This window comes from Pseudoalteromonas sp. AS84 (genome assembly GCF_038900255.1).
Lineage (GTDB): Bacteria > Pseudomonadota > Gammaproteobacteria > Enterobacterales > Alteromonadaceae > Pseudoalteromonas.
The window spans coordinates 397466-410897 of record NZ_JBBMQY010000001.1; the positions used below are offsets into that span (position 1 = coordinate 397466).

The 13432-nt window shown below is 40.2% G+C and carries 11 protein-coding genes; 8 read left to right on the forward strand and 3 right to left on the reverse strand.

Annotated elements, in window-relative coordinates:
• The first annotated feature begins 11 nt into the window (after positions 1–11).
• The 3 genes from WNY79_RS01700 (at position 12) to WNY79_RS01710 (ending at position 1716) form a co-directional block, all read left to right on the forward strand.
• The gene (locus tag WNY79_RS01700; protein WP_342874918.1) at positions 12–431 is read left to right on the forward strand and encodes a DUF3429 domain-containing protein; all 420 of its coding nucleotides are present in this window, start codon (positions 12–14) and stop codon (positions 429–431) included.
• A 67-nt stretch (positions 432–498) separates the two neighbouring features.
• Positions 499–897 (forward strand): hypothetical protein, encoded by a 399-nt coding sequence (locus WNY79_RS01705; protein WP_342874919.1) that lies wholly within the window; start codon positions 499–501, stop codon positions 895–897.
• 3 nt (positions 898–900) lie between these two features.
• The gene (locus WNY79_RS01710) at positions 901–1716 is read left to right on the forward strand and encodes a class I SAM-dependent methyltransferase (protein ID WP_342874920.1); all 816 of its coding nucleotides are present in this window, start codon (positions 901–903) and stop codon (positions 1714–1716) included.
• Between the two features lie 27 nt (positions 1717–1743).
• Here the strand turns inward: WNY79_RS01710 and WNY79_RS01715 are convergent, their stop codons facing one another.
• Positions 1744–3348, reverse strand: coding sequence for a GMC family oxidoreductase N-terminal domain-containing protein (locus WNY79_RS01715; protein WP_342874921.1), 1605 nt, complete (start codon positions 3346–3348; stop codon positions 1744–1746).
• 102 nt (positions 3349–3450) lie between these two features.
• Here WNY79_RS01715 and WNY79_RS01720 point away from each other — a divergent pair, with 102 nt between their 5' ends.
• The 4 genes from WNY79_RS01720 (at position 3451) to WNY79_RS01735 (ending at position 8020) form a co-directional block, all read left to right on the forward strand.
• The gene (locus tag WNY79_RS01720) at positions 3451–4470 is read left to right on the forward strand and encodes an AraC family transcriptional regulator (RefSeq protein WP_024600583.1); all 1020 of its coding nucleotides are present in this window, start codon (positions 3451–3453) and stop codon (positions 4468–4470) included.
• Positions 4471–4762: 292 nt separating this feature from the next.
• Complete coding sequence (locus tag WNY79_RS01725) at positions 4763–5749, forward strand: Gfo/Idh/MocA family oxidoreductase (RefSeq protein WP_342874922.1); 987 nt, start codon at positions 4763–4765, stop codon at positions 5747–5749.
• Positions 5750–6180: 431 nt separating this feature from the next.
• Entirely contained in the window at positions 6181–6924 is a 744-nt protein-coding gene (locus WNY79_RS01730; RefSeq protein WP_024600585.1) for a FadR/GntR family transcriptional regulator, read from the forward strand.
• A 232-nt stretch (positions 6925–7156) separates the two neighbouring features.
• Positions 7157–8020 carry a DMT family transporter gene (locus tag WNY79_RS01735; RefSeq protein WP_024600586.1) on the forward strand — a complete coding sequence of 288 codons (864 nt, stop codon included), beginning with the start codon at positions 7157–7159 and terminating at the stop codon, positions 8018–8020.
• A gap of 71 nt (positions 8021–8091) precedes the next feature.
• Here the strand turns inward: WNY79_RS01735 and WNY79_RS01740 are convergent, their stop codons facing one another.
• Together WNY79_RS01740 and WNY79_RS01745 are read right to left on the reverse strand one after the other, a co-directional pair.
• The gene (locus tag WNY79_RS01740) at positions 8092–9288 is read right to left on the reverse strand and encodes an MFS transporter (RefSeq protein WP_342874923.1); all 1197 of its coding nucleotides are present in this window, start codon (positions 9286–9288) and stop codon (positions 8092–8094) included.
• A 72-nt stretch (positions 9289–9360) separates the two neighbouring features.
• Positions 9361–10455, reverse strand: a complete 1095-nt coding sequence (locus WNY79_RS01745) for an NADH:flavin oxidoreductase/NADH oxidase (RefSeq protein WP_342874924.1) — start codon at positions 10453–10455, stop codon at positions 9361–9363.
• A gap of 476 nt (positions 10456–10931) precedes the next feature.
• Here WNY79_RS01745 and WNY79_RS01750 point away from each other — a divergent pair, with 476 nt between their 5' ends.
• Positions 10932–13346 (forward strand): TonB-dependent receptor, encoded by a 2415-nt coding sequence (locus WNY79_RS01750; RefSeq protein ID WP_342874925.1) that lies wholly within the window; start codon positions 10932–10934, stop codon positions 13344–13346.
• Positions 13347–13432 lie beyond the last annotated feature (86 nt).

Below are 13432 nucleotides of genomic sequence, written 5' to 3' on the forward strand. Positions count from 1 at the left end.
GGCACGCCGTAATGGAAAAATTTTTTAACCACATACAACTAGGTTACTTAGGCTTAATCCCGTTTTTAGGGTGTGTAGGTTGGCCACTTATGTTTGGCAGTAATAGCCTTAACTTAGAGTTTTTTACTTTTTACAGTATCGCTATTTTAGTATTTATGGCAGGTAACTTGTGGCGCGCCGGAGAGCAAAGCTATAGCAATGCAATTAAAGCGGTATTACCTGTTATCCCAGTTCCATTTTTATCATTTTTACCTGTAGAGTGGGCACTGGCTTGGCTAGGTGCTAGTTTTTGGTTAGTACTTATATTTGAAAAAGCCACGCCACAATGGCAAACCTACCATAAAGATTATCAAAAAATGCGTGTAGTACTTACCTCTGTTGTGTTTGTTTGTCACATTCTTACTATTGGTATGAGTATTTATCCTAAATAGCAGCTGTAAACTTAAATGTTGCACAGTAATAAGGTAATATCTGCGCACTGCTATTTGAGGACACACCATGATTGACCAATTACGCCAACAACTCGATGAACTTGGCGAAAACTACGTAGAAAAAAACGCGGCATTTAAAATCAAAGTGATCCCATTTTTTTGTGCTATTCGCATTAAAAAAGATCATAAAAGCGAAGGTCGTTTGAGTTTTTATTCAAGTCAATTACTCGAAATTTTCTTGGTTGTCTTATTTTTGCTATTCGGTTTAATGCTTTACGATACAAATGCAGGGTTTACCCACGGGCCTATTCATATTGCCTTTGCCATTTTAATTACCTTTAATCTTATTATTAAACAAATCGCCATTGAAGGGTTAAAAACACGCCTTGCTTTTCATCGTTTACTTGCAGCGCAGTCTCAAAAAAGTACGCCTGGTGCCGATAACACACCAACTAAACCATTTTAATTTATGTATTTAAATCCTCAATGGCGAATACTCACCGTAGGCGATGGCGATTTATCGTTTTCGAACGCTATTTACACTCATCTATCGCCAAAAGCTTTGGTTGCATCCACTTACGATGACCAAGCTACTATTGAGCAAAAGTATCTGCACAATGCACTTAGCAACTTAAAAGCGCATAACGTTGAGGTGCTTAATGGTTTTGATGTAACAAACCCCGCGTGTTGGCAAACTCTAAGTGAAAACCAGCACAGCTTTGACGTGGTTATTTTTCAGTTTCCGCTTATACCCGCGTTTGTTGGCCGTGAAGCGTTTGAAAACAACACGCGCCAAACCAGTATGAACGTATTAAACCGTGCTTTACTACATCAATTTATTAAATACGCTAACGAATACGCCCTTGATAAAAATGGTCCAATGCTGTGTTACATCACTTCAAAGGATGTAAAACCTTATCGAGAATGGAATATTGAAGGAAGTTTAAATAATGGTTTAACCGCTGATTATTTAGGCCAAATCCCATTTGATATTAACCATTTTGAAGGTTATAAAATTCGTAATGTTGACCGTGATAAACACGTAAAAGACACCAGCGGTATCACTTACGTTTTCAGCCAAAAAGGTATTAATACACACACTAGCGAATTAAGCTCACGCCTCACAAAGCCTGCATACTTAACACCAAACCATTGCCCCCTTTGCCGCGTTGGACCCTATATGGCAAGCGAGGACGAACTCAAGCATCTAAATGCTAAAAAGCATCAGCAAATGCTGCACCTTGAAAGCGATTGGCAACAATGGCTAAATGAATTTTATAGCTAATTAATAGCCCTACTAAAGTTGATTCAATTAAACATTTGCCTGTTTAATTAAATCAGCTGCTTTTTCAGCAATCGCAATTACAGGTGCATTTGTGTTGCCGGTAATAATGGTAGGCATAATCGACGCATCGACTACGCGTAAGTTACTTACCCCGTGTACTCGCAAATTAGTATCCACCACTGCCATTGGATCTTGCCCCATTTTACATGTACCAACTGGGTGATACTCGGTATCTGCCGTTTGGCGTATAAACTCAATTAACTGATCATCATTATTTATATCAAGCGGGTAGATCATTTTACCGCGTATGTTATCAAAAGCTTTACTTTGCATAATAGCGAGTGTTTTTTTAAGGCCAGCAATCATTACAGCTAAGTCGTCTGGGTGGCTTAAGTAATTAGGGTCAATAAGTGGAGCACTACGCGGGTTGCTGTCGGCTAATGTTATAGTACCTCGGCTTTTAGGGCGCATAATACTGCTGTGTATACTGTAACCATGCCCAGTGTGTAATTTACGACTATGATCGTCCACCAGCCCAATCACAAATTCCAGTTGCACATCAGGCGCTGGCGAGCCTTCAAATAATTGAATAAACGCGTGCGATTCTGCAAAGTTACTGGTTAATCGCCCTTCTCGCTTACTAAACCAGTTAACGCAGCCTTTAATAATGCTCGCAATACCAAGTCGGCTTATACCAAAGGTACCCTTATTTGTTTTTGATTTATAAAGTGGCACTACCGTTAAGTGATCTTGTAAATTAGCGCCAACGCCTTCAAGTACGTGCTCAACTTTAATGTTATGTGCGCTTAGCTGAGCTTTAGGGCCAATACCTGAAAGCATTAATACCTGCGGCGAATTAATAGCGCCAGCACTAAGTATTACCTCTTTTTTAGCACGTAAATTAATAACCTCTTTGTTATGCTCTATTTGCACGCCTTGCGCTATGTTATTGGTTATATTTATTTTATTAACGTGGCTATTGGTTAATACCGTTAAATTGGGGCGGTTTAAATGCGGTGTTAAATATACTTTTGCTGCACTACAACGCTCGCCATTGTGCTGAGTTACCTGCGATAAACGTGCACCACTTTGCTCTATGCCATTTATATCGTCGCTTAAATTAACGCCCTGCTCAGCACAGGCATTTAAAAAGTATTGGTTTATATTGCTTGGATTATTTAGCTCTTGTACATGTAGCGGGCCTTTTGTCCCGTGCAGCTCATTATTTATAAAGATTTTATTGTTTTCAGCTTTAATAAAGTACGGGAGTAAACTATCAAAATCCCAGCCTTCATTACCAAGCTGTGCCCAATTATCGTAATCATACTTATTACCTCTAATATAAACCATCGCATTAGTAGAGCTCGAGCCGCCCAGCACTTTGCCACGCGGCACAAAACCACAGCGGTTATTAAGCTCTTTTTGTGGCACCGTATTGTAATGCCAGCTATTTATGCCATAAGGCACACTCGCTGCTATGCCTGCTGGCATTTGTACAAATACACTGTTATCACTACCGCCTGCTTCAATTAAGCACACACTTACATTTTTATCCTCAGACAATCGCGATGCCATAACGCAGCCGCCACTACCTGCGCCAATCACAATGTAATCAAATGTTGTATTGTTCATGGTGTACCTTAATAAAAGTGTTAAATGGCCTTAACAGTAATAGTGCATAGAAAAACCCAACAAAACTTGATATTTTTAGACATCATTTATTTGAGGTTAACCATGAGCAGCCTAATTAGAGCCACGTCATTACAAGGTATAGATACGCTAATTAGCGAATTTGGCGGCGATCCGCATGAAATAATGCAAAACTGTAATATTAATAACGTTGACTTTAAAAATCTCGATAACCAATACTTACCTTATCGAGATTACGCTGGGCTATTAGAATACTGTGCTTTTAAGTTCGATTGCTCTAGTTTTGGCCTTAAGCTCGCAAGTAGACAAAATTTTGATATTTTAGGGCATATTGCAATAGCAGCCAAAAGCAGTACTAATTTAGGTGATGCACTTACTTGGGTTATTAAATACCTTCACTTGCACAGCCCTGCACTTAGCTTAAACTCACACCCATTAGAGAATGATAAAAGCGTATTTTTATCATTCGAAATTAATTTAAAACCATTACCGCACATAAGCCAAGTAATTGAGCTCACCATTGGTTTAGCACTGGCTGTTATTAAAAAGCTGAGTAATAACCGCTGCAAACCAATTAATATATTTTTACCAAAAAAATTAAGTACTAATACTCGTGCCTATAACACTTACTTTGGTTGTAACGTTATAGAGCATCGCAACAGCGCTGGTATTGTAATCTCAAAAAGTGATTTAACTCTTGAGCTTGATCACCCTGAACTAAATAAAGTACAAGCAGCGCTAAACTTCTTGGCAAAAAACAAAGAACACACCCAACCATTGCCCAACCAAGTTAGTGCACTAATTAGGCCTATGCTTCCTATTTATCAATGCAGTAACCAAACTATTTCAGCTGCACTGGGTATGCACCCGCGTACTCTGCATCGAGAACTTATCAAACATAATACGAGCTTTGTAAAACTTAAAGATGCCACTCGCCGCGCTTTAGCTGAACACTACTTAGCGCAAAACCAATTTACAATATCGACTATATCTGAGCTTTTAGGGTATCAGGAGCAAGCAACGCTAAGTGTTAATGTAAAACGCTGGTTTGGTTGCTCTCCTAGGGCGTGTCGAACTTTGTGGATTGAAATTTGTTCAATCTAGGGGCGATTTAATCGCGGCGCGAGGTTTGTAACCTAGTGGGCTAAGTAAAAATCGAGCAACAAAGAGTCAATCGTCCCTAGAAAGAACCCATAGGGCAGCGCATGTTTGGCCTTTATGCTGCGTTATCGCCTATTTATGGGGAATAAACACTACATAGGCTCTGCCTTGCCTAAAAACCAAACAGTCTGCTGTAAATTCAACCACCAAAGATCAACACGCCCTAAAGCATATAGAACTAAAAAAATGTTAAACTAAACACTCTTATTATTTTTATTTAAGCTAAGGAGTGAGCATGAACTTTGTTATTGTTGGCACCAATTTTATTAGCGACACACTGTTAGCCGCTGCAAATACGTTAAACGATTTTAATTTATATGGGGTGTGCTCGCGCGCAGTATCAAGCGGTGAAGCGTTTTTAGCCAAACACCCACAAAATACACAAGCAAAAATTTTCACCTCAATCGAGCAAGTTTGCCAAGATCAAAATGTTGATGCTGTCTACATAGCCGCCCCTAACAGCTTACATAAACAATACGCTGTTATGTGCCTAGAAGCAGGTAAACATGTCCTTGGCGAAAAACCATCAGCAGCCAATTCTAAAGAGCTTGCGAGTATTATAGCTAAAGCAAAAAAGCATCAGCGCCTATACATGGAAGCCATGATGAACACTCACTTGCCTAACTTTGCAGGCCTACAACAGGCAATGGAAAAAATTGGCACACCACGTAAATATATTGGCCAGTACAGTCAATATTCATCGCGTTACGATAAATACAAAAATGGCGAACGTCCAAATACGTTTTTACCCGAGTTTGCTAATGGTGCTTTGGTTGATTTAGGGATTTACCCACTGTATTTATTAATTGCACTTTGGGGAGCGCCGCAAAGCGTGAGTGCCAGTGGCATATTACTTGATACAGGTGTAGATGGTGCGGGCGATGTATTACTAAACTACGCAGATAAACAAGCCGTTATTAGTTACTCCAAAATATCGCAAGGCGACAACATAACCGAAATACAAGGCGAGCTTGGACGCATACGTATAGAAGCTGTATCGCAACTAAAAAAGATTGAGTTTATTGCTAATAATGGTGACGTAGAGGTTATATCCCAGCCATTTGATGAGCAGTTTATGAAATACGAAGTTGAGCATTTTATGTCATTAGTGAAGCAAAATATTTTTGAGTCACCCGTTAATACACATATTTTAGCCAGTAACGTAATGAGCGTTCTTGATGAAGCGCGCAAACAGCTTGGGGTTGTGTACCCTAACGACTAATTAAATAAAATATGGGCGTTAACCAACGACAGTTAACGCCCAGAAGAAAGCTTAAATAGCTCTCGTACAACTACACATTTTACAAAACACTTTTAAATAATAGCGATCCCCATCCGTGGGCAATCAAATACTTCTACAACAAACTTAACACTGACAACCTAAACTCGGTTTATTACCAATATTTATTATTCAATAGCCTTAAAGCTAACCTAACACATAAAAACATTACCAATCAAGCTGGCCAATTGCATTATTTTGAACTAAATTGGTAATACAAGAATACAACCATTGGTGTATAGTGGTTTTTAACCATAACATCGCGTTAGAATTTTGACATAATAGTGAATTTTGAGGTAACCTCTGGTATTAACAGTTGGTTTTGACTTTTAGGCCCCAGAGGCCATTATTCCTTAAGGTAATGAAGGTAAAGTATGGGTAATCGTCGCTTATTTTGGCGCATAGTTGATAAAATTGAGTCTTTAATAAATCAAGGCGAATTTTCTGCTGGGAGTCGTTTACCACCTGAACGTGAACTTGCAGAAATGTTTGATGTAAGTCGCCCTACCATTAGAGAAGCTATTATCGCATTAGAAGTACGTGGCCGAGTTGAAGTTAAAACCGGTTCTGGTGTATACGTAGTAGAACAAAAAAATACATCTATAAAATCAAAAGAGATCAGTGCATTTGAACTTACGCAAGCGCGTGCATTAATTGAAGGCGAAATTGCCGCTTTAGCTGCTCAAAGCATTACAGAAGAAGAATTAGAGCAACTAAATAAAACATTAATCGCCATGGAAAAAGGCCTTTATGTTGAGCAAGCTGACCGTGAGTTCCATGAAATAATTTCGCGAGCAACACGCAATAAAGCACTTGAGTTTGCAGTATCTAACTTGTGGGATTTACGTTTAACAAACCCACAAATTGTTGCTGACTATAGTAGTGTATGTAAAAACAATAACGAATGCGTTATGGACGAACACACCGCTATTTATACAGCCCTAAAGTCTCATGATGCAAACGCAGCTCGCAGCGCAATGCACAAACATTTTAACCGCTTAATTAATGCTTTATTTGATGCCGTAGAGTCGCGCGCACTTGAAGAAATTAAACGCAAAAATAATGAAAAACGAGGCCTTTACTCTCTTGATGGCTTAGTTAATAAAAGTGCCCATTAGGGCCTTTTAACCAACTGATTAAAGTTAGCAAGCACCTGTTTGCTAACTTTACCTCTTACTTTATTAACCCACCCTATTTAATATTATATTAATTGCACTATTTTTGGTCGCAAACACTTACCTATAAATTTAAAAAAAGATACTATGCCGCCATTAATATCGGGCGGGTTTAGCTTTTATACTCCCTGCATTACATAACTAATTGATAGAGTTACTCAACTCAAGGATAAAAATGCGAGCATCTTCAAAAAGTTATTTACTGGCTATCGTGTGTGTACTGCTTGCAATGATGACCATTCAAACGGGCGCGTCATTTGCAAAACAGCTTTTTCCTATTGTTGGTCCTGAAGGTACAACTGCCCTTAGGCTTGGTTTTTCTGCCCTAATACTTTGCTTAGTGTTTAAACCTTGGAAACACTTACCTACTACGGGTAATCGTATTCCTATAATTGTGTATGGTTTAAGTTTAGGCGGCATGAACATTTTGTTTTATTACGCCATTGAACGCATTCCACTTGGCATAGGTGTAGCGCTTGAATTTACAGGCCCACTGGCCGTTGCCTTATTTTCATCGCGCCGTAAACGTGATTTATTTTGGGTTGCCTGTGCTATTGCCGGTATTTTGCTTTTACTTCCTGATATGAGCGGCCAAGACAGCCTTGATCCATTGGGTGTTGCACTTGCTTTAGGTGCAGGTGCTTGCTGGGCTGCTTATATATTATTTGGTAAAAAAACGGGCACACAAAGCTCTGGTGGAGCAACTGTCGCATTGGGAATGACCGTTGCCGCTATAGTGCTAGTACCTTATGGCGGTATTTTACAAAGCGCCGCGTTTACATGGGAAATTATCCCATTGGGTATTGGCATTGCTATTTTATCAAGCGCATTGCCTTACACACTTGAAATGGTTGCACTGCGTAACATGCCCTCGCAAGGATTTAGCGTAATGATGAGCTTAGAGCCTGCAATAGCCTCGCTCGCAGGGTTTATTATACTGGGTGAGTTACTTACTTTATGGCAGTGGCTCGCTATTTTACTTGTGATTGTTGCATCTGTTGGTAGCTCGTTTTCAAATGCAAAAAAGCAGGTTGCTTAAGTAAAACTGTAATCGACTAATCCTAAAAATAAAGCCACCGCATAAGCAGTGGCTTTTTTGTTGCAACGTAATTAGCTTACCGTCTTACTTTGCTTTTTAGTTGTAACCAAATAGCCAATCAACGAAATAAGCGGCATACCCGTAGCAACCAGTGCAATACCTGTCCAACCACCCGCTTCATATAATGGGCTGGCAATAAGCGAGCCTACTGCGCCACCTACAAATATACTCGTCATGTAAATAGCGTTTAAACGCGCACGGCTTTGTGGCTCTAGTGCGTACACTGCACGTTGCCCGAGTACCATATTTGCCTGCACAGCAAAATCAATAAACACACCGGTTAATGCCAAAACTACTATCCCGTAAGGTAACTCAAATAAACTTGGTAAAAAGCAACCAGCCGCTATAACTTTTGCAAGTAACGATACCTGGTGTGTATAGCCCTTATCTGCCAAACGCCCAACAATGGGGGCAGCTACAGCACCTGCAGCACCCACTAGTGCAAACAATGCTATTTCTGATTGGGATAAACCATACTCACGGGCAAGCACAACCGGTACGCTTGTCCAAAATAAGCTGAACGATGCAAACATTAATGCTTGAAAAAGAGATCGTTGGCGCAGCACTGGTTGGCTTATCATTAACTGTTTAAGCGATTTTAATAACTTAAAATACGTTGTTTTATGGGTAGGTTGCCTGCTTGGAATAGCAAAATAAATTACGCCTGCAATAAACACCATACACCCTGCTGCAAAGTAAAATACAGCACGCCAACCAAAGTGATCGGCTATTAAGCTCGATATAGGTCTTGCCAGCAAAATACCTAACAACAGGCCAGCCATAATATTGCCTAAGACTTGCCCGCGTTTTTCGTCAGACGATAAATGCGCAGCAAGCGGAATTAGCACCTGAACAGAAACCGAGCTAATACCTATCATTAAACATAAAATAAGCATTACATTAGGTGAGTCAGCAAGTGCAGTCCCCACTAAGCTTAAAAATGACACACCAAGTGTGATCAACATGAGCTTTTTATTTTCAACTAAATCAGCTAACGGCACTAAAAAAAACAACCCCAAAGCGTAGCCTATTTGTGTAAGCGATACGATAAGGCTAGCACTGTGTGCACTTAGTCCCACCTCTGGGGCGAGTAACTCAATAATAGGTTGAGCGTAGTAAATATTGGCAACAATAAGGCCACAACACAAAGCAATAATAGTAACGAGTGTATTGCTAAGAGGTTGTGGTGAAACGCCTGTTTGAGTCATGTGTGTCTCTACTTTATAAAAATAATAAAACCCAACCCGCAAACGCGGGTTGGGTTTTGCTTAGGGCGTGTTTTATTTAATTGGAGATGGCTGCCCATGTGGGCTTGAGCGTAAATACTGTTTAGGTGCTGTTACTGTAGCGCCAAGCTCTGCAGCTGCATGCCAAGGCCAATGCGGGTTATATAAAATGCCACGCGCAAGTGCTACGCCATCGGCTTGCTGCTCACTAATAATATCTTCGGCTTGCTGCGCCTCAGTAATTAAACCCACCGCTATAACAGGCATATTCACAGCTTCTTTTATGGCTGTTGCAAACGGCACCTGAAAATTAGGTTTAACAGGTATTTGTTGATCAGGGCTTAGGCCCGCCGTACTTACATGAATAAAATCACAGCCGAGTTCATCAAGCGCTTTACTAAGCACTATCGATTGATCTAAATCCCAGCCACCTTCAACCCAATCGGTTGCCGAAATACGTACACCCACTGCTTTTTCACTAGGGAATACCGCTCTTACTGCTTTAAACACGTCAAGCAATAAACGCATTCTGTTTTCTAGGCTACCACCGTAGTTGTCATCGCGCTTGTTTGAAAGTGGCGACAAAAACTGGTGTAACAGGTAACCGTGTGCACCATGTAGCTCGATTAAATCAAGGCCGAGTTCATCAGCGCGTTTAGCTGCACTTACGAAGTCTTTAATTAATGAGTCAATATCAGATTGGCTCATTGCTTTTGGCACTGGGCTTTTATCGTCATATGCAATTGCCGAAGGTGCGAGCGTTTGCCAGCCATTTACGTCATCAGGTGCAATCGCATCGCCACCGTCCCATGGTTTTTCAGTTGATGCTTTACGCCCAGCATGTGCTAACTGAATGCCAATAGGCATAGGGCTGTATTGCCTTACTGCTTTTAGGCTTTTATCTAACGCTTGTTGTGTTTCGTTATTCCAAAGCCCTAAATCGCCGTAACTAATACGCCCTTCTGGGTTTACTGCTGTTGCTTCTAAAATAAGTAACCCGGCACCGCTTAAGCTCAATTGGCCTAAATGAATAGTGTGCCAATCGCTAGCAGCGCCATTGTTTGCTGAATACTGACACATGGGGGCAATAATAATACGGTTATTTAACGTTACTTGCCCAAGTGATAAAGGCGAAAATAGTTGGCTCATTGTTAATCCTTAAAACACGCACAAAGAAGTGCGGACAAAATAAAAAATAGAATACGAAGCGGCAATCAAACACGCTCACTCAAAAGCTTATGCAGTCACTTATAATTACGACTATCACTCATAATGGGGATAAAAACACACTTTAATAGTGCTAATAAAAGTATAAGTAATGACATTATGAAATATTAATTTTAATGTAATAATCTGTTTAACGAGCACGTCATAACACCAGCTTTAAAACATGAATGACTATTTACCTTTAAACAAGGGTGTAATTTTTAACCTAACTGTACCTAATTCCACTAAGCTATTGCTTGTATTGCCTATTAACCAAATAAAAACCCTGAAAACAAGCCATATTTATTCTATAAAAGTGAATTAAAATTCAATTTAAATATTCCCAGCTACTTCACTCCCTGATAAACTACTTAACTTAATTTACTAATGTAAAACATTTGAACTGGGGATCACTTTTTATGTTTAAACCAAGCTTGTTAACCTTGGCTATTTCGAGCGCTGTTTCTAGCGTATTTTTATTACCAAATGCCGCTCTTGCTCAAGAAGAAGTTGCAGCTAAAAACAAATCACTCGAAGTAATTGAAGTTACAGCAACAAGGCGCAGCGGCTCTGTGCAAAATGCACCGCTAAATATTACCGCTCTTGATGCAGATATTATGAAAGATCAAAATATCAATGAGCTTGCGGATGTAGCACGCTGGGTACCTGGTTTAACAATCACCGATCAAGGTGGCCGCTCAGGCTCACCTATTATTGTTCGTGGTTTAAATACAAATTCTTCTGGTCCATCGTCAGATGGCGGCACGGTATCTACTTATATAAACGAAATTCCAGTTTCGGTAGATATGCGCCTAGTAGATATTGAGCGCGTTGAAGTATTAATTGGGCCACAAGGCACCCTTTATGGTGCAGGCACATTAGGCGGTGCAATTCGTTACATGCTTAAACAGCCTGAGCTTGATTTTACATCGCTTGAAGTTTACGGCGATATGTTTCAAACAAAAGAAAGTGACTCTTTAGGTGGCGAAGGCGGCTTTATATTTAACCTTCCTATTATTGAAGATAAATTAGCAGTACGCGCCAGCTTAAACGTATATGAAGATCCGGGTTTTATCGATTACGGTTATGTAGTACGTGAGCCTGGCGTATCGTTGCCAGATCCAGATTGGAGCGACAGCTCAGCAGTTAATAACAACCTTAAAAATGTAAAAGACGCCAACGGCGAAACCACCACAACAGGTCGTATTTCTGTTCGCTTTAAACCAAATGAATCGTTTGAAGGTACGCTTAACTACTTTTACCAAAACCAAGACAGCGAAGGCCGCTCGATTGTTCATTACAACAGTCTTAATGCAAACAACGGTTTAAGCGACGTAATAGGTAAATACGAGTCAGCTTATCGCTTTGAAGAGCCACGCGAGAAAAAAGACCAATTACTAAGCCTTGAACTAAAAGCCGATTTAGGTTTTGCTGAGCTAGTATCGGCAACGGGTATTTCGAGCTTTGATGCCGACGGCCAACGCGACCAAACAGACTTACTTATTCGCCTTGATTATGGCTATGAAGAATTCCCAGCGTTTTCATCTTTCACGCGTGAGATTGAAGAAGAAGATACCTTCACCCAAGAGCTGCGTTTAGTATCGCAAGGCGATAGCGACTTAAACTGGATTGTTGGTGCGTTTTACAACAAAATAGAAACGGATGCTTCTAGTAAAGAGTTTACGCCTGGCTTTGGTGACTTTGCAGTAGAAAACTTTGGCGCTTCGCAGTCTCGCCCAGATCAACTTGAGTACTTCTCGGTAGATCGTACCGAAATAACAGAATCAGCTTTATTTGGCGAAATAGGCTACCAAGTAACAGAAAAACTAGACGTAACTTTAGGTATGCGTTTATACCAATACGACGTTGAATCTGAGTCAGCTGTAGATTTCCCATTATTTAATACCTTATTTGATGACGCAGCACCTGATGCTATTTCATTAAACTTTGAAAAAAATGAAGCTGACGATAACGGCAGCCTCTTTAAGTTTAATGCTAAATACCAATTCACAAATTCAGTCATGGGCTATGTAACGGTAAGTGAAGGATTTAGAATCGGCGGTTCAAATGGTTTAGCACCGTGTCCAGATCCATTACCAGCTAACCAAACAGGTTGTGGTAGTTCAGAAGAAATGCTTTACGATGCCGATACAACAACAAACTACGAGTTAGGCTTTAAAAGCACCTGGTTTAGAAGCCAACTTCACTTTAACGCCGCGCTATTTAACGTAGATTGGGATGATGCACAAATTGCAGGCGCTACTAATGTAGGCCAACTACCGTACTTATCTAACGCAGGTAGCGCTAACGCAAAAGGGATTGAAATATCTACCCGTGCCATTTTATCTGACTCGTTTTCAGTTTATGCAACTTATGCCTACACAAAAGCAGAGCTAACATCAGACGCACCATTTTTGTTTAACGCCGATGGCACCGGTGGCGCAGAAGACGGCGACCGTTTACCTGGTTCACCTGAAAATCAATTTTCGATGGGTGTAAACTATCAAACAGACGTATTTAACGACAAAACACTCGATATTAACTACGGTTTAACCGCGCAAAGCGACGTGCTTTCAAGAGTTGGGCTTCGTGATAACGGCGAAACACTACCAGGTTACAGCTTAAGTAATATATCAGCTAAATTAACAGCTGATGCATGGTCAACTACCCTATATGTTGATAACCTATTCAACAAATACGCGGTTACGTCAGTTCGTCGTTCAGATGCCGATATAACATCAGCTAATGGCGCCGATATACAACGTAACTACGGCCATTACATTAATCGCCCGCTAACGGTAGGTGTTAAATTTAACTACAAATTTGAAATATAATTTAAGCGACTTTTAAACAGTCTCACTTTTTAAACACTGTTTTAAGGCTCAAATTTATTTGAGCCTTTTTATTTTCTTTTACAAAA

Coding starts and splice junctions, on each gene's coding strand:
- WNY79_RS01750 (WP_342874925.1), top strand. CDS start 10,932: ATGTTTAAACCAAGCTTGTTAACCTTGGCTATTTCGAGCGCTGTTTCT.
- WNY79_RS01710 (WP_342874920.1), top strand. CDS start 901: ATGTATTTAAATCCTCAATGGCGAATACTCACCGTAGGCGATGGCGAT.
- WNY79_RS01740 (WP_342874923.1), bottom strand. CDS start 9,288: ATGACTCAAACAGGCGTTTCACCACAACCTCTTAGCAATACACTCGTT.
- WNY79_RS01735 (WP_024600586.1), top strand. CDS start 7,157: ATGCGAGCATCTTCAAAAAGTTATTTACTGGCTATCGTGTGTGTACTG.
- WNY79_RS01705 (WP_342874919.1), top strand. CDS start 499: ATGATTGACCAATTACGCCAACAACTCGATGAACTTGGCGAAAACTAC.
- WNY79_RS01745 (WP_342874924.1), bottom strand. CDS start 10,455: ATGAGCCAACTATTTTCGCCTTTATCACTTGGGCAAGTAACGTTAAAT.
- WNY79_RS01715 (WP_342874921.1), bottom strand. CDS start 3,348: ATGAACAATACAACATTTGATTACATTGTGATTGGCGCAGGTAGTGGC.
- WNY79_RS01725 (WP_342874922.1), top strand. CDS start 4,763: ATGAACTTTGTTATTGTTGGCACCAATTTTATTAGCGACACACTGTTA.
- WNY79_RS01730 (WP_024600585.1), top strand. CDS start 6,181: ATGGGTAATCGTCGCTTATTTTGGCGCATAGTTGATAAAATTGAGTCT.
- WNY79_RS01700 (WP_342874918.1), top strand. CDS start 12: ATGGAAAAATTTTTTAACCACATACAACTAGGTTACTTAGGCTTAATC.
- WNY79_RS01720 (WP_024600583.1), top strand. CDS start 3,451: ATGAGCAGCCTAATTAGAGCCACGTCATTACAAGGTATAGATACGCTA.